The organism is Bariatricus sp. SGI.019 (assembly GCF_050315235.1).
GTDB lineage: Bacteria > Bacillota > Clostridia > Lachnospirales > Lachnospiraceae > JAFBIX01.
Window position 1 is genome coordinate 38,867 of the sequence record NZ_JBNPOQ010000002.1, and the last position, 22,243, is coordinate 61,109.

Genomic DNA, 22,243 nt, shown 5'->3' on the forward strand with positions numbered 1-22,243 from the left:
TATTATATGATGCCTCTAATCCTTTAAATTAAGATCCTTTCTAAGGCTCTGTGTCAGAAGCATCTTATCTACTTCTTTCATATCATGTTTCTTTGCAGCCGGTCCTTTTTTGGGTGCTGGCTTTTTTCCACTTTTTTTCACATTTACTTTACGGTTCTGCGCCTGGGAATCTGCTTTTTTGCGAACCGTCTCTGTATCGATGATCTCAGTCTCCTGACGTTCGTTAATTCGCTTAACAGTCTTCTCTGGTGTCGCCACCGATACCTTCGGAATTGCCTTTACATAATAATAATACTCATCATCTTCAAACTGAAGGTTCTCACTTCTTGCATAATCCACTGAGAACAGGAACAATTCCAGAATCAGTCCAATTACGATTGCTCCGACATTCCCACCGATCAAAGTTCCATAAGAAGTATGTACTCCTAATGCGATGTCTCCTGCTACGATTACAATGACATTAGCAACGGCACCTGCGACAATAGCCACCTTCCACGCATGATCCATAGAAGTTCTGCGCAATGTAAATACTACAAAAAAGCAAATTATAAATGCAACGATAACGATCCACATCTCTTTATTCTGAAATACCTGCTGTACATACTTTGTTACCTGCGTCAGCATTCCTTTTGCACCGACATTTTCAATATTCACAGAACTCTTTTTTACATATTCCAGCATGTAATACACAATCGTTCCGCAAGAGATTGCGATAAGACTGATTGGGGTTGCCACCAGACCACATGCCACCGGGATAATATATGGGACTTTCAGGAAGAATGCCAGCGGAGTCAACAGAACGATCAATGCCTTCTTCGGTGTCAGCCGCAGATAGAAAATGTACATAATCAAAAATATAACTGCTGTTACCGCCAACATTCCAATAGACAAAACAAACATATGGGCAAGAATCAGTACTGTTGCCATGATTACTGTCACCATCAACGGAAGGAAAGTACAGATTACCGCAAGTGCAAGACTTGCCACCGGCGATGCCACAGCCTTCATAAACCCTACATTGTGGTTGATTACCGTAAATGTCACAATTGCAAGAATAAACTGGAATATCTTGTCAAACACCTTTGAATTCTTAGCATATAGCTCTTGTATCCGTCCGCGAAATACGTATATCATATCCATCTATTTGTTCTCCTTTTCATACATCTTAAGCAATCTTGTCAGATTATGATTATATTTCTTCACTCTCTGTCTGGCCTTCTTATGCTTCTCATTATAAATAAAGCTGCTGATAATCAAATATATGATAACCAGCGCAACGTATCCCAGCAATATGATTCCAATCATCATCACCAGTGCTCCATTTGACATCTTCTCCATCAGAGTATCCAGACCCGCCAGTATCACCAGTGCAACTGCCAATATATATCCAACGGTAACCCATAAAAAAGTGCATATCGTATGCAGACTTACATAATCCTTGCGGTAATATGCACTGATTTTAAAATCTTCCTTTCCTTGTGTCTGTTCATAGAACGCAAGATGGGTCATAAGTTTTACCTTTTTTTCATCTAACATAATCCACCTCAAAATGTTTCATTATCCATTTAAACATCATTTTTAGTATAACAAATATCAGTATCCTTGTCCAATACTTATGGTCAAAAAGTATACTTTTTCAACTCCCGCTTTTTTCAGAGTTTTCGCGGCATAATCTATAGTATTCCCCGTTGTATAGATATCATCAATTAACAGCACTGTTGACACTGGAACAAAACCTTTTCTCACAGCAAATGCATGGCTTAGATTCTTCTTCCGTTCATCATGATTCAACGTTTTCTGAGGATTGGTAGATATACATCGTATCAGACTTTTCGTATCGACCGGTATATTCATATTCTTTCCAATCTCTGCACTGATAATCTGCGCCTGATTATAGCCTCGCTTTTTTCTTCGTCTTTTATGGAGGGGAATAGGAATGATCAGATCTGGGTTCCACCTTTTTATCATATGACCATAGGTGCGTATTAATTCCTCTGCATAATGGATTCCATATCTTCTCTGATTATGATATTTGAATTGATAGATGGAGGTGTTGACCGGAGCTTTGTGAAGCCATAGGCTTAGCCCTCTGTCATAAAAATGATGTGTATGTGTACAATCATGACAATACTCTTGTTCTGCATATCGGATCGGCTTTCCGCACTGCATACACCGCGGTTCCCGGACTTTTAAGTGTTCCAGTTTCCGCCTGCATGCAGTGCAGATGCCCTGACGATATACCTTTCCACAAAATGGACAGACCTCTGGCCACAGCCACAGACTGATTCTTTTCAGAAAAGCCTGTAATATCTTTATCATTGTAATTCCTGGATTCGTTCTGCAAGGCTTGTGTTACGATCCTGTTCGTTGGTATTATGAATCATTTCCTGAAATACCACATCACTTCCTACTAACGTTACACATTGCTTTGCTCTTGTGACAGCCGTGTACAGAAGGTTCCTGTGATACAACTGCCTTGGTCCCTGCAGTAACGGAATCACGACCGCAGGATATTCACTCCCCTGAGATTTATGTATAGTAATCGCATAAGCGAGTTCCAGCTCATCCAGCAAAGTATATGGATACTTCACCAGGCGCTGCTCATCATACTCCACAATTACCACTTCTTCATATGTATTAATCTCCTTGATGATTCCCATATCACCATTAAAGATGCCCTGACCTTTGTCGATGGTCATTCCATATTTTGTCGCCACTTCCCACTCCAGCTGATAGTTATTCTTGATCTGCATGACCTTATCGCCTTCACGGAACAGACGATCTCCATATTCTTTTTCCGTCTTTTGGGGCTCTGGTGGATTCAGATATTCCTGAAGTATCCGGTTCAGACGTTCCACTCCTAACAGACCTTTTCTCATAGGCGTCAGGACCTGAATATCATAAGGCTTGGCATTGACATACTTCGGAAGTTTCTTTTGGATCAATGTGATCACAACGCTGATAATCACATTGGCATCCTGCCGCTTCAGGAAGAAGAAATCCCGGCTCTTATTATCTAATACAACCTCTTCTCCACGATTGATCTTATGAGCATTGACCACAATATCGCTTTCTCCTGCCTGACGAAATATCTTCGTCAACATAACGACGGCAAAGCAATGGGAATCAATGATATCCTTCAGTACACTTCCAGGTCCTACGCTTGGGAGCTGGTTTCGGTCACCTACCAGTATCAATCTGGTTCCCGGTACGATTGCTCCCAGCAAAGCATACATCAGTGGAAGGTCTACCATTGACATCTCATCAATAATGATCACATCTGCCTCCAGAGGATTCTCTTCATTTCTCTGAAAACCATTGGTACTGTCATCTTCTGGATTCCCACTGACCTCTAACAATCGATGGATCGTCTGTGCCTCATATCCGGTTGCCTCCGTCATACGCTTGGCAGCACGACCGGTAGGTGCAGCCAGATAGATGTCCATTCCTTCACTTTCAAAGAAATGTATCATCGCATTGATGGTCGTCGTCTTTCCGGTTCCCGGTCCTCCCGTCAAGACCATGACGCCTCTGCGTGCAGCTTCCATCACCGCTGTTCTCTGCTTATCATCCAGATACAGTCCTGTATTCTTCTCGATCGCCTGAAGCCGACGTTCCAGATTGTCCTCTGCAACATCACAGTTCACATTCAGATCATGCAGCATCTTAGCTACATTCATCTCCATGTAATAATAATGGGAAGAATAGATGCGCATTCCATTCTCCGCTTTCTTCATAACGATTTTCTTTTCCATGGCGAGATCCATCAGATATTTCTCGATATCCTGAATCTCCACTTCCAGAAGTTCACTTGCTTTTCTTAATAATACTTCTTGCTTCAGATAGACATGTCCATCATTCACACTCTGCAAAAGCGTATAGAAAATGCCGCTGCGGATGCGATAGTCAGAATCCGTATGAATTCCAACCTTTGCTGCAATCTCATCAGCGGTCTTAAACCCAACTCCCGACACATGATCGGCAAGCTGATAAGGATTTTCCTCGATCACACGATATACGTTCCTGCCATAATGCTGGTATATCTTGGCTGCCAGGGTCGTTGATATTCCATATTTCTGCAGATATATCATTGCCTGGCGCATATCCTTCTTCTCTTCTACCTGTATGGCAATCTCTCTTGCCTTTCGCTCGCTGATTCCTTTGATCTCAGCCAGCCGTTCCGGCTCCTCTTCTATAATTCGAAAGGTATCTTCTTTGAATTTCTTAACGATCTTTCCGGCAACTGCTGTGCCCACACCCTTTACTGCTCCAGAGCCCAGATACCGTTCAATGGATATCAGGTCCTCCGGTTCGCACACCTCAGAAGTCTCTACCTTCATCTGGAGACCATATAATTTGTGCGTAGTATACTCTCCTTCCAGTTTCAGGAGCTCTCCTTCTTCGATATAATGAAAGTTACCGACACACGTCACTTCACCATCATCGTTACTCAGATGAAATACTGTATATCCGTTATCTTCATTGCGGTATACAATATGTTCTACATATCCCTTTATACTTTCCATTAGAATTCTCTTCGTCCGCCCATTAACTCTACAAACTGTCCGGTTCCAATCGCAACCACTTTCATTGGATCATCTGCAGTCATGGTATTGATTCCTGTCTTTTCTTCTATCAGCTCTTCCAGGCCTCTCAGCAAAGCTCCGCCGCCGGTAAGCATGATTCCACGATCCAGGATATCTGCCGACAATTCCGGTGGTGTGCGTTCCAGTACATTGATAACCTCTTCCACGATCTGACCCGTCGGCTCTCGAAGCGCCTCCTCCGTCTCGGAAGATGTAACGGTTACCGTCTTCGGAAGACCTGTCACAAGATTTCTTCCTCTGACTTCCATGACCTCATCTTCAATCAATGGATAAGTAGTCCCTATCTTAATCTTAATATCTTCTGCCGTTCTCTCACCGATCAAAAGATTATGCTTCTTACGCATATAGCGGACAATGGCTTCATCAAAATCATCGCCTGCAATCTTAATAGAAGAATTTACTACTGTTCCTCCCAGGGAAATCACCGCAATATCTGCAGTTCCGCCACCGATATCTACGATCATGTTACCGCAAGGCTTGGAGATGTCTATCCCGGCTCCGATCGCAGCTGCCACCGGCTCTTCGATTAAGTTCACTTCTCTCGCGCCTGCCGCATAAGTTGCCTCTTCTACTGCCTTTCGTTCCACTTCGGTAACCCCACTTGGAACACAGATACTGATTCTAGGCTTCTTAAATGTCCGCTTGCCCAATGCTTTCTGTACAAAATACTTAATCATCTTTTCTGTAACTGTATAGTCTGAGATCACACCCTGACGTAGCGGCCGGACGGCCACAATATTTCCCGGTGTTCTTCCCAGCATCAGACGTGCTTCCTCGCCGATTGCCTTTATCGCGTTCGTATCCCTGTCATAAGCTACAACGGAAGGCTCTTTTAATATGACGCCTTTCCCTTTTACATAGACCAGAACGCTTGCTGTTCCCAAATCAATTCCAATATCTACTGACATCCTTATTTCCCCTTTCATTAAGCTATCTATATGATTATCATTAGTTTATTTATTCACATGCACCTTTAGTGCACGTTCCATTATAATCAACTTTCCTGAAAATGGAAACCTTTTTTTCTTAAATCTTTGTGAATTCCATCTACTTGCGCAGCATGGCATCGATGTATTTTCCTGTGTAGGATATTGGGTTCTTTGCGACCTCTTCTGGTGCCCCTTTTGCAATTACAGTTCCACCTTTGTCTCCTCCTTCCGGCCCGATATCAATGATATAATCTGCCGTCTTAATCACATCCAGATTATGTTCAATGACTACTACCGTATTGCCATCCGAAGAGAGCCTGCGCAGAATCTCTGTCAATTTGTGAACGTCCGCAAAATGCAGTCCTGTTGTTGGCTCATCTAAGATATAGATTGTCTTTCCGGTACTTCTCTTGCTTAATTCCGTAGCAAGCTTAATCCGCTGCGCTTCTCCGCCTGACAGTGTGGTAGACGGCTGTCCCAGCCGGATATAAGATAATCCAACATCATACAGCGTCTCCATCTTTCTTCGAATGCTGGGTACATTTTCAAAGAAATGTAACGCCTCTTCGACCGTCATATCCAAGACGTCATAGATGCTCTTTCCTTTATATTTTACTTCCAGTGTCTCCCGATTATAGCGTTTTCCGCCACAGACCTCACAGGGAACATACACATCCGGCAGGAAATGCATCTCTATCTTAAGGATCCCGTCTCCGGCACAAGCCTCACATCTCCCACCCTTCACATTAAAACTGAATCTGCCTTTCTTATATCCTTTTGCTTTCGCATCCGGAGTTGCCGCGAACAGATCGCGGATCAGATCGAACACTCCCGTATAAGTCGCAGGATTAGATCGCGGAGTACGTCCGATTGGAGACTGGTCAATATTGATGACCTTGTCCAGCTGACTGATACCCTCTATATCTTTATGTTTTCCCGGGATCGTTCTTGCACGGTTCAATTCTCTCGCAAGGCGCTTGTACAAGATCTCGTTAACAAGAGAGCTCTTCCCTGATCCAGAAACACCTGTTACACATGTCATCACTCCCAAAGGGAATTCTACATCAATGTTCTTCAGGTTATTCTCCTGCGCACCAATGACCTTCAGCCATCCGGTTGGCTGCATCCGTTTCTCAGGCACAGGAATCTTAATTCTACCACTTAGGTATGCGCCGGTTATGGAATTTTTATTCTCCATAATCTCTTTTGCAGTTCCCTGGGCAACAACTTCTCCACCGTGTTCGCCAGCTCCCGGTCCAATATCTACAATATAATCTGCTGCCAGCATCGTATCTTCATCATGCTCTACAACGATCACAGAATTACCCAGATCACGCAGATGCCGTAATGTGCCCAACAGCTTGTCGTTATCCCTCTGATGCAGCCCTATGCTCGGCTCATCCAGAATATAAGCAACTCCCACAAGTCCAGAACCGATCTGCGTTGCCAACCGAATCCGCTGTGCCTCTCCGCCAGAGAGGCTTCCAGTTGCGCGGGCCAATGTCAGGTAATTCAGACCTACGTCCATCAAGAATTGAATACGGGCATTAATCTCCTTTAAGATCTGTCCTCCAATCATCTGTTGCTGCTTACTTAACTGCAATTGCTTCAAGAATACTTGCAATTTTTCAATAGACATGGCCATTACTTCAGAGATATTCTTATCTCCCACTGTAACCGCCAGTGCTCCTGGCTTCAATCTCTGTCCGCCACACTCATGGCAAGGTGTGATACACATAAATTCTTCATATTCCGCCTTGACAGTTTCTGAAGATGTCTCCCGGTAGCGCCGTTCAACATTCCGAATCAGTCCTTCAAATGCCACATCGTAGATTCCCTCACCGCGCTGTCCGCGATAATGTACCTTTACCTCTTTTCCTCCAGTTCCATAAATCAACACATCGTGTATCTTTTTTGGATAATCTTTAAATGGTGTATCCAAAGAAAAATTATATTCTTTACTCAGCGCATCCAGAATCGCATAAGTGAAACTCTTCTTATCCGTACAGGACTGCCATCCCATAACAGCGATTGCCCCTTCGCTAATGCTAAGATTCTTGTCTGGAATCATCAGATCTTCATCGAATTCCATCTTATATCCCAATCCAAAACACTCTGGGCATGCACCGAAGGGATTATTGAACGAAAAACTTCTCGGTTCAATCTCATCAATGCTGATACCACAGTCCGGACAAGAAAAACTCTGGCTGAAATTCATCGGCTCACCACCGATGACATCCACAATCATCAGTCCCTCCGCAAGTGCCAGAACATTCTCAATAGAATCTGTCAGCCGCTGCTCAATTCCTTCTTTTACGACCAGTCGGTCTACAATAATCTCGATATTATGCTTGATATTTTTATCCAGAGTAATCTCTTCCGACAATTCATAGAGATTGCCATCCACCCTCACACGGACATAACCGCTTTTTTTCGCGCGTTCAAATAATTTGGCATGGGTTCCTTTTCTTCCTCTTACGACCGGCGCCAACAGCTGTATCTTCGTCCGCTCCGGCAATTCCAGAATCTGATCTACCATCTGATCTACCGTCTGCTTCTTAATCTCTTTACCACATTTTGGGCAATGTGGAATACCGATTCTTGCATACAGCAATCGAAAATAATCATAGATCTCTGTGACCGTTCCCACCGTTGAACGCGGATTCCTGTTCGTAGACTTCTGATCAATGGAAATCGCCGGGGACAGTCCTTCAATGCTCTCTACATCTGGCTTCTCCATCTGTCCCAGGAATTGCCTTGCATAAGATGACAAGGATTCCATATATCTTCTCTGCCCTTCCGCGTAAATAGTGTCAAACGCAAGAGATGATTTCCCGGAGCCGCTGAGTCCCGTCAATACCACCAACTCATTTCTTGGAATATCCAGATCAATATTCTTCAGATTATGCTCATTGGCACCTCGTATTCTTATATATTGCTTCTTATCATTGTTCTTCGACATTGTTCTATCCCTTTCACATCTGCTGCAGCTGTTGCTTCAGTTCTACAATCTTATCTCTTAATTCTGCGGCAGCTTCAAAATTCAATTCTGTTGCAGCCTTCTTCATCTGTTTACTCAATTCCTTGATTAACTTCTCAAGTTCCTTTTCACTCATAGACTCCGGATCTTTTTCCATCCGAAGCTCTTCTGCAGCGACCTTCTTCGATACTGCGATCAGATCACGTACACTCTTCTGAATGGTCTTCGGAGTAATCCCATGCTCCTCATTGTACGCCATCTGTACCTTGCGGCGGCGCTCTGTCTCATCGATTGCCTGACGCATGGAATCTGTCATCACATCCGCATACATGATAACATGTCCTTCTGCATTTCGCGCCGCACGCCCAATTGTCTGAATCAAAGACGTTGCCGAACGTAAGAACCCTTCCTTATCGGCATCCAGAATCGCCACCAGGGTAATCTCTGGAATATCCAGACCTTCTCTCAAAAGATTGATTCCCACCAGCACGTCAAAGACATCCAGACGCATATCCCGAACGATCTCCGTCCGTTCCAATGTATCCACATCCGAATGCAGATAACGTACACGGATGCCCAATTCTCGCATATAATCCGTCAGATCCTCTGCCATTCGCTTCGTCAATGTCGTAATCAATATCTTATTCTTCTTGGCGATCTCCTTATTGACCTCACTTACCAGATCGTCAATCTGGCCTTCCACCGGGCGCACTTCCACCTCAGGATCTAATAGCCCTGTCGGACGGATGACCTGCTCAGCTCTAAGCAGTTCATGCTGTTCCTCATAAGGTCCGGGAGTCGCTGATACAAATAGTACCTGATCAATCTTACCTTCAAATTCTTCAAAATTCAAGGGGCGATTGTCTTTTGCCGACGGCAGACGGAATCCATATTCTACCAACGTAGACTTTCTGGACTGATCACCATGGAACATACCTCCAATCTGCGGCACTGTCTTATGCGACTCATCAATCATCATGATAAAATCATCCGGGAAATAATCTATCAACGTATGTGGCGGCTGTCCCGGTGCCAGTCCCGTCAAATGTCTTGAATAATTCTCTATTCCTGAACAAAAACCGGTCTCCCGCATCATCTCGATATCAAAATTCGTCCGCTCAGAGATTCTCTGAGCTTCCAGAAGCTTCCCTTCACTCTTAAAGAATCGGATCTGCTCCTCCAGTTCTTCTTCAATCCCCTGAATCGCCCGTTCCATATTCTCTTTCGACACTACATAGTGGGAAGCAGGAAAGATGGCGATATGACTCAGTTCATTCTTAATCTCTCCCGTTAATACATCAACCTCAGTGATCCGGTCAATCTCATCTCCAAAGAATTCAACCCGCACCACATATTCCTCAGATCCTGCCGGAAACACCTCCAATACATCCCCATGAACCCGGAATGTGCCGCGCTTAAAGTCCATCTCATTACGATCATATTGTATATCGATCAACTTGCGGATAACTTCATCACGATCCTTGATCATACCCGGACGCAGGGAAATGACCATGTTCTGATAATCAATCGGCGAACCCAGACCATAGATGCAAGATACGCTGGCCACGATAATCACATCCCGCCGCTCCGATAACGCTGCCGTGGCAGAATGGCGAAGCTTGTCTATCTCATCGTTGATGGATGAGTCCTTGGCAATGTAAGTGTCAGAGGAAGGGACATAAGCCTCCGGCTGGTAATAATCATAGTAGGACACAAAATACTCCACCGCATTGTTCGGGAAGAACTCCTTGAATTCACCGTAGAGCTGTGCAGCAAGGGTCTTGTTATGCGCTATGATAAGCGTTGGTTTATTTAATTGTTGGATAACATTTGCCATCGTGAAGGTCTTACCGGAACCGGTGACACCAAGAAGCGTCTGGCATTGGTTACCTTCTTTAAAACCTTTTACTAACTGCTCAATCGCCTGCGGCTGATCGCCGGTCGGCTTGTATTCAGAATGTAATTCAAAACATTTTTGTGCATCTTGCATAAAAACACCTCTTAAAATCTATAGTATAAAAAATTTATCCATCAGCCAAAAATTCGTGTAATTATTGTAAATTCATCTAGTTAATACTCCAAATTAACCCTTTACTCGAATTTAAGAACTCAAAAGTTAACATATGTATTGAAAACAAACATTATTCCGATTCAAATGTTGAATTTTTTGACGATTCGACAATTTTGTTCAATAAATTATCCACACACTGAATTGGCTACACACGTGTAGCCAATTCAAATACATCTAATGGCTTTCGCATTTTTTTGAAATAATTTTAATCCTGATTATATATCAATTGATTTCGTTCCAATTCTTTTTGCAACTCTTCTATAGTAGGTAAAACAGTCATGTATTTAGAAGCAAAAATCTGTTGATTCTCATGTAAAACAGAATATTTAACCATCGTTTCATCTTTGTCCGTACAAAAAATAATACCAATAGTGGGATTATCATCTTCCCTACGTTTCAAATCATCAAACATACGCACATACATATCCATTTGCCCAATATCTTGGTGCGTTAACTTTGTTGTTTTTAAGTCAATAAGTACAAAACACTTCAAAATATAATTGTAAAAAACTAAATCAATATAAAAATCTGTTGTTTCCGTGCAAATTCTCATCTGTCTACCTACAAATGAAAATCCTTTTCCCATTTCTAATAAGAATTTTTGAAGATTGCTAATAATAGCCTTTTCAATATCACTTTCTAAATGTCCATCATTTTGCTTTACTCCCATAAATTCTAGCACAAACGGATCCTTAACAAATTCTAATGTTTTATTCTCCGTATCTGGCAACTGTGTAGACAGCATTCTCTTATAATATCCACTTTTAATATTACGTTCCAACACTCTTACAGTCCAATTTTCATTAGCCACTTCATCCAAATAGAAATTGCGTTCTTCTTCGTCTGAAATACGCATAATATTTCTCAAATGAGACCATATTTACTGAGATAATCCACAACTGGAATTTAGTTTTTCACTTAAGTATCTGATATTCCAACAAAAATATATTCACCATATGTATTTGCTAACGCAGAAATCTCTTTTACTTATTTAGCACCGGACACTTCATCATTTTTAAATTCAAAAAAGAACGATTCTTCTATTTCATTCAAAAAATGTAATATTAATTTTCTCTTTAACCTTTAAGATATTTTTCTACTTCCCGATCAAACTCAGAAACATACTCCCTATCCTGTTTTACCCTAAACACTTCATATTCTTTTTCAGCTTTTTCCATCGCAGTATCATGTGATACTTTTCCTTTTCCAGCCAATACCTTACGCCTGTTATTCGTTAAAAACTGATTTGTCTGGTCAACCCAATCCTGCATACTCATTAATATCTCATCTTCAGCCATTAATTCTGCATAATCAATGAACATAGTTACCAGTCTATTTAAGCGGGATAATTCTTTTTCATTTAAATAATTTTTTGCAATTCCAATATCACGTTTTAAAACCTTGCCATCAGGAGCATCTTTCCATGTAGTTAACCCCATCGCAGGTTTTCCCGAATCAGCACGTTCATATATCAGTTCTGCAGCGGTCTTGCCCGTAACCGCAAAATGCAATTTGTTCTGGACAAAAGCATAGAAATTCTTTGTAATTTCACTGTTTTTATCGTAATCATAACTGCATTGCTCAAAAATATCCGTGATTTTTTGATAAGCTCTTCGCTCACTTGCCCTGATTTCACGGATACGCTCCAATAATTCATCAAAATAATCTTTTCCAAAAGGCTTTCCATTTTTAAGCATATCATCATTCAACACAAACCCTTTGGTAATATATTCTTTTAATGTTTTAGTAGCCCACTGTCGAAACCGCGTAGCTTTCTTGGAGTTAACTCGATATCCAACCGCAATGATTGCATCCAGATTATAACATTTTACATTTCTTTTAACATTCCGTTGACCCTCATTTTGAACTACCGAGAAAAACTCGGTAGTTGACACTTCGTCTAATTCTTCTTCCTTGTAAATGTTTTTCAAATGTAAAGAAATATTATCGGTTGTACAGTCAAATAATTCTGCCATTGCTTTTTGTGTCATCCAAAAAGTATCTTCTTTGAAAAACACATTTACATATATATTGGTATCTTCAACCTGATATAGAACTATCTCATGCTCCTGATTCATTCCTATTTTCACCTCATCTCAAAACATTAAAGAATATATCCACTTTATCATTAAATTTTCAAATAAAAGCTAATGACTTTTGCATTTCGTAATCTCCCTTTATCTCTTTATAATATAATGCGACATCCTTAAACTTCTCAACAATTATATCATGGTAAGAATTGGAGAAATAAAGTTTCCCTCATTCCATCTCTTACTGCTTTCCTACCAATATTATCTCGTACATTACACAAATACATGTCACTAATCTCACCTGTTCATCCGCTGTTATTCTGTCCATATATTTCAATTCTTTCCAGAAAATATGAAATATTCAATATTAAACAGCACTATATATCACGGTTATCACCCTGCCTCCAAACTAGGACATAAAATACTCCGTTGCATTGTTTGGGAAGAATTCTTTAAATTCACCATATAATTGTGCCGCGAGAGTCTTGTCGTGGGCTATGATAAGCGTCGGTTTATTTAATTGTTGGATAACATTGGCCATCGTAAAGGTCTTTCCTGAACCAGTGACACCAAGAAGCGCCTGGCACTGGTTACCTTCCTTGAACCCTTTTACTAACTGCTCAATCGCCTGCGGCTGGTCACCGGTCGGGGCGTATTCTGATACTAATTCAAAATGATCCATGAAATCCTCCTATGAATCTATTATCTGCATTTTCTGTTGCCATTATATCAGAATATAAAACAAAAGTACAGGACAATCGAATGTTTGTTCTGTACTTTCTCAGCTTTATATTATATACTACATACTTACAACTGTTTTTCATCTTCTTCCGCACAAGTATAAAGCGGCTATTTTGTTGCCGATGTCATGTTAGAACTGGAATAAACCACAGTATTAGTTCGACTTCCGGTGAAGCAGTGCACTCAACAGAATTGTAAATCCAAAATTAAACATAATATAGAACACCGTTCCTCTTAATGTATTTTCCATCTGCACAAAGGATGCATATGTCAACAATATCGGCTGATGAAGTAAGTAGCATTCCATACTAATATTGCCGGCAAATTGAAATGGCTTCATTTTAAATAGATTGGAAAAAACTCCTTTCCCGAGTCCCATAATAATTAATACAAGAATATTGGGAATCAGCCAATATACCTGCATACTGAATGAGTTGACTGGCAACGGTAAGAAGAATAATGCAACCCAAAGTACCAGAGCTCCTCCTTCTAAGAAGGAGAATAATGTAATATTTCCGATTGATTTTCTCTCATCATTTACTCGATACATCATCCTTCCCACACACATTCCCAGCAAGTATTCTGCCAGTCTGGATGGAGGAAATGCATAGATGCAATATCCAAAATCTTCCCGATTTCTGACCAACACCGCTACAAGAAAGATAAAAATGGCCAGACATACGCTAACGCCGGTAAGTATTGCCTTTTCTCTTTTATTTTTATGTAATTTATCAAGCAGATAACGCACAGGAAGGTCAAATAGATATAAAAACATAATAGCCGATATGAACCAGGTAACACCATTATAGTGAAGATATGGATTCCACCATGCCTGGATCATAAGTAAGCATTTCATCAACGTCCAGCTACTCTCCTTTAATGCGTTCATATCTCCATTATTAATTATAGAAGGCAAATCCGTCTGTAATATACAGTAAATAACAGACAAGAACAAAACCGGATATATTTTTTTTATTTTTTTCCATTGATGGAGTAACATAGCTTTTACCGTAGGCTTCTCATATCGGTCTGCAGAAGAATAACCCGAACCAAATCCTGACAATATGAAGAAAAAGCTTACCATTGCATAAGCAGAGTTGGCTGAATAGAAATATGGTTCAAGATTCGTTCCAAGAGCATGAAACAAAAAAATAAAACTAAATCCTATAAATCTTAAAAATTGTAGTTGATCTAATCTCTTACCTTTCATCGCGTTAATTTAATAAATACTTCTCTGCAATTGTTTTTAATTTTTTAGGTTCTTCTGCATACCAGGTCTCGAATGTCTTATTTTCTGCCTGAATTGTTTTTCCAAGTTCAACGAAGAATGCCGGCATATCTTTCTGCAGCATCATGCCCCACTGTTCTCCGAAACGTTCCTCTCCCTGCTGATCAGAGCCATTTACATGGAAGGTAAATGCAGGTTCTACAACATCATTTACCCTTTTTGCTCCACCATGGAATCCCAATGTTCCAATCTGATGAGTTCCACAGGAAGAAGTACAGCCTGAAATATGAATTCGTGGCAATATCCCATCTGCAAAATCATATTTTCTTACTTCATGAATGATCTCAGCCAATGCTCCCTGTGAATCGCGCAGCCCAATCTGACAAATAGTCGCTCCAATACAAGAAACGGATGTCTCAAAGAGATTTTGTGCACCATCGTCCGTTACTTTCAGAACTTTCTGTGCTTCATCACCATTCAGATTAACGACATAAATAGTCTCATCTGGTGCAATGCGGATTTCTACTGCTTCCATATCTTTAATTACATCATAAAGCTCTGCAAATTTAGAAACTGCAGGTACTCCGCCAAGTGGATGATAAGCAACCGCATACAGACCCTCCTGTTTCTGGGCGATTACACGTTTTCCTGTTACTTTTGTTCCGTCAGATACTTTCTTAACTGGAGTTGCTTTCACATCAATATCTAAATTTTCATTTGCCTTTACAGATTCTAATTTTTCAAGATATGCTTTCTTGTATCCCTCAACTCCTAATGACTCCTGCATATAACGGGTTCTTGCCTTCGCCCGGTTCTCATAATTTCCATATGCCAGGAATGTCTCTACCATTGCCTTTACATAATACAACACTTGTGACGGCTGCACATCTTCTGCTACTTTTACACCCATACGAGGGTTATTTCCAAGACCGCCGGCACTATATACATCAAATGTTCCGTTGGCAGTTGCCACAAATCCCAGATCTCTGAATGTAGCATGTGTTACATTTGCCGGAGAGTTAGAAAATCCTACTTTCAGTTTTCTAGGCATTTTAACGGTTTTAATAAAACCAAGCAAATAATCCGATACAGCTTCCGCATATGGAAGTACATCAAAGTACTCTCCTTCTTCTACTCCTGACAAAGGGGACACCATAGTATTTCTTGGAAAATCTCCGCCACCGCCTCTGGTGACAATTCCTACATCCAATGCTTTTTCCATGATATCACAAGCCGCTTTTCCATCCAGATTATGGAACTGAATCGTCTGGCAAGTTGTAAAATGCGCTTTTTCCACGCCATATTCTTCAATGGAATCAACTACAAATTTTAATTTTTCCTTTGTCAGTCTTCCACCAGGCAGACGCAATCTTAACATACTTGCCTGTCCACCCTTCTGAGCATAACTTCCAAATCCGCCGGAAAATCCTTTGTACTCTTTCATATTAACTTCTTTTGCATAAAACTTGTCTGTCATCTCTCGAAATTTCGCAAGATCCTCACGAAACTCTTTTAGCAATTTTTCCATAATACTCTCTCCTTTTTTGTGTATTTTGTCAGCGTTCCCTAATTTCTTAAACTTAATATTCCCTCTGCTAATATTTTTATATCATCCAAAATGTAATCAAATGCTCCTGCCTTGTATAGATTTATCGCGATCATTCCAATCGGAACGGCAAAAATCATACCGAACACACCTCCAATCTTGTATCCGGTATATAGCAAGAACAGAGTGAGTAATGGACGTAATCCCATGCTGTCTCCTACTAATTTTGGCTGAATCAACTGTCTCACCAACTGAGTAACAGCATATAAAATAACCAATCCCACTACTAATTTGTAATTTCCCATAAAGAATTGATATATTGCCCATGGAATCAGCGCTGTTCCAGTTCCAAAAAATGGCAGAAAATCTAAAAGTGCAATTAAAAGTCCCAAAAGGAACGAAAAATGAATATTCAATATTATAAATCCGACAACCAAGATTATGTATACAACAACCATGATCTTCAACTGGGCTTTTAAATATCCTCCAACGGCAAATTTCAGATTATCCATTACCATTGTCATACGACTCACCAGTGCATCTGGTGCTACTTTTTTAGACCATCGGATAACATCTTCCCGCTCGGCAATAAAAAAGTATGCGGAGATAAAAGTAACGATTGTTGCTACCAGCACGGACGGAATACTCTTGGCGAATCTTCCGGCAGCTGACACAGTAGGTTCACTGATTCTACTCATCAGTTCTCCCATCATCTCGTCAAAATTAGCAACCATGGTATGCCATCCTTCCTGTACTCCATCCGGAAGCTTTCCAAAGACACCTTCCATACTGTTCCCTATCTGACTCAATCCAGACTCCAGATCTCGGTACATTCCAGGCATATCTTGAATCAAGAAGGATATTTCTTTCCATAATGTACTGATAATGAAATATATTATAAAACAGACTGCCGCCAGAACACCAACAATCATAATCACGGAACCTAATTTTTTTACGATTTTCACTCGTTTTTCCAGCCAATTTACTACCGGACTGGCGATATATGCTATAAACCATCCGATTACAAACGGCATAAAAAATCCAAGCAACTTGTAACCCAGATAGAGAAACAATAATGTTCCGACCAGGCTAAAGGCCAGACTTACGATGACCTTCCAGTAAGGGCGGTCATCTTTCAGCTGCTCTCTAAAATTAGTTTTCATCCGTCTGTTCCACCTCTTCTTCGATCAGGTACTCACTCTCAACCAGATCCCAGATGTCATCTCTGCCCTGCTTAGTAACGGAAGAAAATGGTATGATCTTCGTTCCCGGAACCAGATTCAGACCTGTTTTAATCGCTTTTATCTGCTTATCAATCTGACTTCTCTTAATCTTATCCAGCTTTGTTGCAATAATGATCGGATAGTATCCCTGTGCTACGATCCAGTCATACATCATCTTATCATTAGCAGATGGATCATGGCGAATGTCGATCAAAAGGAACACTGCCTGCAGCTGCTTAGAACCATGAAGATATCGTTCAATCAATTGGCCCCATTTTACTTTTTCCTGCTCCGATACTTTCGCATAACCATATCCTGGGAGGTCTACCAGATACATTTCTTCATTGATATTATAGAAATTAATCGTCTGCGTTTTTCCTGGTGTTGCCGAGATACGTGCATATGACTTACGGTTGATCAAAGCATTAATCAGCGAAGATTTCCCTACGTTAGATTTTCCCGCAAATGCAATTTCCGGCAATGTATTCTCTGGCAACTTACTGGTTATTCCGCATACCGTTTCCAAATTAACATTTCTGATTATCATAATTTTTCCCCTTATTTGTTCTTAGGTTTCGCAGCCCTTCTTTGCTTTACAAAAGCAATTTTCAACACTTCCTCCATATGAGATACCGGAATGATCTCCAATCCTTTCGTAATCTCCGATGAAAGTTCTTCTACATCAATTTCATTTTCTTTTGGCACAATGACCGTCTGAATCCCGGCATTTTTAGCCGCCAGAAGTTTCTCTTTTAATCCACCGATTGGAAGGACGCGTCCTCTTAAAGTAATCTCACCCGTCATAGCGAGATCTGCTCTTACCTTTCTTCCCGTAATTGCCGACATCATAGCCGTTGCCATAGTGATTCCGGCAGAAGGACCATCCTTTGGCACAGCGCCTTCCGGAATGTGGATATGTACATCGTGAGATTTGAAGAAATCTTCTGGAATCTTATATTCTTTACTGACTGAACGGATATAGCTGATTCCTGTTCTGGCTGATTCCTTCATAACATCTCCCAGCTGACCCGTCAGTAAAATCTCTCCCTCTCCTGGCATGACATTTACTTCTATCTGAAGGGTATCTCCACCCACACTGGTCCATGCAAGTCCACGGACGATTCCCACTTCATCGGAATCGTTCTTCATCTGATAGATATAAAGCTCCTTGCCAAGATATGTATGAAGATTGCGCTCCGTTACATGAACCGCGTTCTTCTTTGTCTCCAGAATCTCTCTTGCTGCTTTCCGGCAGATATCTCCAATCTTTCTCTCCAGTTGTCTGACTCCAGCCTCTTTCGTATAATTTCGCGCAATCTTCCACAACGCTTTCTTACTGATGGTCAATTGTTCCGATGTAAGGCCATGCTTTTCCATCTGCTTGGGAATCAGGTGCTCCATGGCAATATGCATCTTTTCATTCTCCGTGTAACTGCTGACCTCAATCACTTCCATACGATCCAGAAGCGGTCTTGGAATTGTCTGTAAAGTATTCGCAGTCGTTACAAACAGTACCTCTGACAAATCTACCGGAACCTCCAGATAATGATCACGGAACTTATGGTTCTGCTCACTGTCCAATACTTCTAATAACGCAGAGAAAGTATCTCCTTTATAATCATTGCTGACCTTGTCAATCTCATCCAATAACATCAATGGATTCTTCACGCCTGCTTGTTTTAATCCATTAGCAATTCTTCCTGGCATTGCTCCTACATAAGTCTTACGATGTCCACGAATCTCAGCTTCATCACGTACACCACCAAGAGATATGCGCACATAAGGCTTCTTCAATGCCCTGGCTAATGATTTCGCTATCGATGTTTTTCCAGTTCCCGGAGGTCCCACCAGGCACAGAATTGGCGTCTCACCTTTCTTTGTAAGCGCACGAACTGCCAGAAATTCCAGCACTCGTTCTTTTACTTTCTCTAATCCGTAATGATCTTCTTCCAATACTTGCTTCGCAAAGGCAATATCCTGATGTTCTTCACACATCTTATCCCATGGCATCTCCAGAACCGTCTCAATATAAGTACGTGTAACTCCGATTTCTGCGGGATTACCCATGGAATTTTTAAATCTTTTAATTTCTTTATTAAGCTTTTCCTTCACTTCTTCCGGCGCCCGAAGTTCATCCGTTTTCTGTTGGAATTCTTCTGCATCTGACAATGTATTGTCATCTCCCAATTCTTCTCGAATCAGTTTTAACTCTTCACGAAGAATGTATTCTCTCTGATTTTTATCTACTCTTTCTTTTACCTTCGCCTGAATCTCATCTTTTACATTCAGAATCTGAATCTCATTGACTAACTTGTAAGCAAGCAATTCATATCTTCTCATCAGATTCGTTTCTTCCAACAATTGCTGGGCATCCAGATAAGAGAATGGCACATTTGCTGCAATGACATTTACTAATCTTGACAATTCATTTATATTTTCAATTTGAAGCGCCAACTCTTTCGATAATTTGGGATTCTTCAAAAGATACTCTTTGAAAATATCCTTCATTCCCCGAAGCATGGCTTCCATATTTAGCGGATGTTCTTCCGCTCCTATATCTTCTACAGAAGTATCCTCATCTGGCATTGTAGTAACATTAACTCTAAGATAAGGTTCTTCAAATTCTATCGTATTTATACATGCTCTGGTATCCCCAGACACCAGGACTCTGTTTATTTTCTTCGGTAATTTTACAATCTGACGGATGGTTGCAACGCATCCAACCCGATATACATCTGCCATTTTCGGGTCTTCTGCCTCAATATCCTTCTGGGCTGACAAGAATATCTTCTGATTCCCTTCCATGGCTTCTTCAATAGCCTTGAGCGATTTTTCACGGCTGACATCAAAATGACGTACCATTTCCGGCAATACAGCAACTCCTCTCAAAGCTACCATTGGCAGACTCATTGTCTCTCTGTTCATAAATATTTCTCCTAATCACAGTTCTTATAGAGTAAAAATAAGCGGGCACAACTGAACTATTTGCACCCGCCTTTTGTTATTATGCACTTTCAAATCTGACGGATGTGTGAACACACTCCGGTTCTCCGATTCCTTTTACGACGTCTTCTGTAATACGGCATGACTTCAACGTCTCATCTGATGGAGCCTGATACATGATATCCATCATGATATTCTCCATGATTGCACGCAAACCTCTGGCGCCAGTTTTTCTCTTAAGCGAAGTTTCAGCAACTGCCTCAAGTGCTTCGTCATCAAAAATCAATTCAACGCCATCTAACTCAAGCATTTTCTGATATTGTTTTACAATTGCATTCTTTGGTTCTGTCAGAATCCGAATTAAAGCTTCTCTGTCTAACATTTCCAAAGATACCGTAACCGGAACACGCCCTACCAATTCTGGAATCAGACCGTATTTTACAAGATCCTGCGGCAACACCTGCTGCAGTAACCGGTCAACATCATTCTCATGCTTTTCTGCAATCTCAACATTAAATCCAATGGATTTCTGATCAATACGTTTTTCAATAATCTTATCAATTCCTTCAAACGCACCGCCACAAATAAACAGGATGTTGGTAGTATCGATCTGAATCAATTCCTGATGAGGATGTTTTCTTCCTCCCTGTGGCGGAACATTCGCAACAGTTCCTTCCACAATCTTAAGCAATGCCTGCTGAACACCTTCTCCAGAAACATCTCTTGTGATAGATGGATTTTCTGATTTACGCGTAATCTTATCAATTTCATCAATGTAAATGATACCATATTCAGCACGCTCAATATCTCCATCGGCAGCCTGGATCAGCTTCAGGAGAATATTCTCCACATCTTCCCCTACATATCCGGCTTCCGTCAGAGCAGTCGCATCCGCAATAGCAAATGGAACACCCAAAATCTTCGCAAGAGATTGTGCGAGCAATGTCTTACCACATCCGGTAGGACCAAGCATAAGAATATTACTCTTGCTCAATTCCACTCCCAGATCTTTTCCTGCCATGATTCTCTTATAATGATTGTACACAGCAACTGATAAGACTTTCTTTGCCTCATCCTGACCAATTACATACTCATCCAGAAATTCCTTGATCTCTTCCGGCTTTAACAGATTAATATCCGCAAATGGATTCCATCTTCTTCCATTGTCATATTCGAATTCTTCTTCTATAATCTCAGAGCAGACGTCCACACACTCATCACAGATATATGCCCCATTAGGACCTGCGATCAATTTTCTTACCTGATTCTGCGTCTTATTACAGAAGGAGCATCTCACCTGATCATCGTTCTTTCCTACCACACTCTCACCTCGTCTAAGGACAGATGCCTTGCACTAGCGTCTCGTGATTACCTCATCGATCAAGCCATATGCTTTTGCTTCTTCCGCAGACATGAAGTTATCACGCTCTGTATCAGCGCTGATCACATCTAACGGCTGTCCTGTATTTTCTGCTAATATCTGATTTAATTTCTGACGAATCTTCAAAATATGTTCTGCCGCAATCTTAATCTCAGTTGCCTGCCCCTGTGCACCGCCTGATGGCTGGTGAATCATAATCTCTGCATTTGGAAGAGCCAGTCTCTTGCCCTTCGTTCCCCCTGCCAGCAAGAAAGATCCCATACTTGCAGCCATACCGATACAGATAGTCTCTATGTCACATTTGATATACTGCATGGTATCATAGATCGCCATACCGGCTGTCACAGAACCTCCCGGGCTGTTAATATACAGATGGATATCCTTCTCAGGATCCTCTGCTTCCAGGAATAACAGCTGAGCTACGATCACACTCGCAGATGCATCTGTCACTTCTTCTCCCAGGAAAATAATTCTATCTTTCAATAATCTTGAATAGATGTCGTAGGAGCGTTCCCCGCGGCTTGTCTGTTCAATGACATAAGGTACTAAACTCATGTATATGCC

Annotated in this window: 16 protein-coding genes and 1 pseudogene; all 17 read right to left on the reverse strand. The window is 41.2% G+C overall.

Annotated elements, in window-relative coordinates:
* Positions 1 to 15 precede the first annotated feature (15 nt).
* On the reverse strand, positions 16 to 1,140 hold the full coding sequence (locus tag ACQRD1_RS01565) for a hypothetical protein (protein ID WP_427786844.1): 1,125 nt from the start codon (positions 1,138 to 1,140) through the stop codon (positions 16 to 18).
* Positions 1,141 to 1,536, reverse strand: coding sequence for a hypothetical protein (locus ACQRD1_RS01570; RefSeq protein WP_427761469.1), 396 nt, complete (start codon positions 1,534 to 1,536; stop codon positions 1,141 to 1,143).
* A gap of 57 nt (positions 1,537 to 1,593) precedes the next feature.
* Complete coding sequence (locus ACQRD1_RS01575) at positions 1,594 to 2,319, reverse strand: double zinc ribbon domain-containing protein (RefSeq protein WP_427786845.1); 726 nt, start codon at positions 2,317 to 2,319, stop codon at positions 1,594 to 1,596.
* Positions 2,316 to 4,526, reverse strand: a complete 2,211-nt coding sequence (gene recD2 / locus ACQRD1_RS01580) for an SF1B family DNA helicase RecD2 (RefSeq protein WP_427786846.1) — start codon at positions 4,524 to 4,526, stop codon at positions 2,316 to 2,318. Before recD2 ends, ACQRD1_RS01575 begins: the two co-directional genes overlap by 4 nt.
* A complete protein-coding gene (locus ACQRD1_RS01585; RefSeq protein ID WP_328282622.1) occupies positions 4,526 to 5,515 on the reverse strand; it encodes a rod shape-determining protein in 990 nt (329 codons plus the stop codon). Before ACQRD1_RS01585 ends, recD2 begins: the two co-directional genes overlap by 1 nt.
* Before the next feature lie 139 nt (positions 5,516 to 5,654).
* Positions 5,655 to 8,498: an excinuclease ABC subunit UvrA gene (gene uvrA / locus ACQRD1_RS01590; protein ID WP_427786847.1), complete on the reverse strand. Its 2,844-nt coding sequence runs from the start codon at positions 8,496 to 8,498 to the stop codon at positions 5,655 to 5,657.
* Between the two features lie 13 nt (positions 8,499 to 8,511).
* Positions 8,512 to 10,506, reverse strand: coding sequence for an excinuclease ABC subunit UvrB (uvrB, locus tag ACQRD1_RS01595; protein WP_235233877.1), 1,995 nt, complete (start codon positions 10,504 to 10,506; stop codon positions 8,512 to 8,514).
* A gap of 286 nt (positions 10,507 to 10,792) precedes the next feature.
* Entirely contained in the window at positions 10,793 to 11,455 is a 663-nt protein-coding gene (locus tag ACQRD1_RS01600; RefSeq protein WP_427786848.1) for a PDDEXK nuclease domain-containing protein, read from the reverse strand.
* Between the two features lie 208 nt (positions 11,456 to 11,663).
* A complete protein-coding gene (locus ACQRD1_RS01605; RefSeq protein ID WP_235231682.1) occupies positions 11,664 to 12,665 on the reverse strand; it encodes a virulence RhuM family protein in 1,002 nt (333 codons plus the stop codon).
* Between the two features lie 364 nt (positions 12,666 to 13,029).
* Positions 13,030 to 13,299, reverse strand: a pseudogene (locus ACQRD1_RS01610) (DEAD/DEAH box helicase family protein); the annotation flags it as partial.
* 213 nt (positions 13,300 to 13,512) lie between these two features.
* Positions 13,513 to 14,568 carry an acyltransferase family protein gene (locus tag ACQRD1_RS01615; protein ID WP_427786849.1) on the reverse strand — a complete coding sequence of 352 codons (1,056 nt, stop codon included), beginning with the start codon at positions 14,566 to 14,568 and terminating at the stop codon, positions 13,513 to 13,515.
* Between the two features lie 4 nt (positions 14,569 to 14,572).
* Positions 14,573 to 16,114, reverse strand: coding sequence for a nitrite/sulfite reductase (locus ACQRD1_RS01620; RefSeq protein ID WP_235231686.1), 1,542 nt, complete (start codon positions 16,112 to 16,114; stop codon positions 14,573 to 14,575).
* A 38-nt stretch (positions 16,115 to 16,152) separates the two neighbouring features.
* Positions 16,153 to 17,295, reverse strand: a complete 1,143-nt coding sequence (ytvI, locus tag ACQRD1_RS01625) for a sporulation integral membrane protein YtvI (RefSeq protein WP_427786850.1) — start codon at positions 17,293 to 17,295, stop codon at positions 16,153 to 16,155.
* Positions 17,285 to 17,902, reverse strand: a complete 618-nt coding sequence (gene yihA, locus ACQRD1_RS01630; RefSeq protein WP_347376477.1) for a ribosome biogenesis GTP-binding protein YihA/YsxC — start codon at positions 17,900 to 17,902, stop codon at positions 17,285 to 17,287. The genes ytvI and yihA overlap by 11 nt, the downstream gene beginning before the upstream one ends.
* Before the next feature lie 11 nt (positions 17,903 to 17,913).
* Positions 17,914 to 20,280, reverse strand: a complete 2,367-nt coding sequence (gene lon, locus ACQRD1_RS01635; RefSeq protein WP_427786851.1) for an endopeptidase La — start codon at positions 20,278 to 20,280, stop codon at positions 17,914 to 17,916.
* Positions 20,281 to 20,359: 79 nt separating this feature from the next.
* Entirely contained in the window at positions 20,360 to 21,619 is a 1,260-nt protein-coding gene (gene clpX / locus ACQRD1_RS01640; RefSeq protein WP_235231693.1) for an ATP-dependent Clp protease ATP-binding subunit ClpX, read from the reverse strand.
* A gap of 33 nt (positions 21,620 to 21,652) precedes the next feature.
* Positions 21,653 to 22,234, reverse strand: a complete 582-nt coding sequence (gene clpP / locus ACQRD1_RS01645) for an ATP-dependent Clp endopeptidase proteolytic subunit ClpP (protein ID WP_235231695.1) — start codon at positions 22,232 to 22,234, stop codon at positions 21,653 to 21,655.
* Positions 22,235 to 22,243 lie beyond the last annotated feature (9 nt).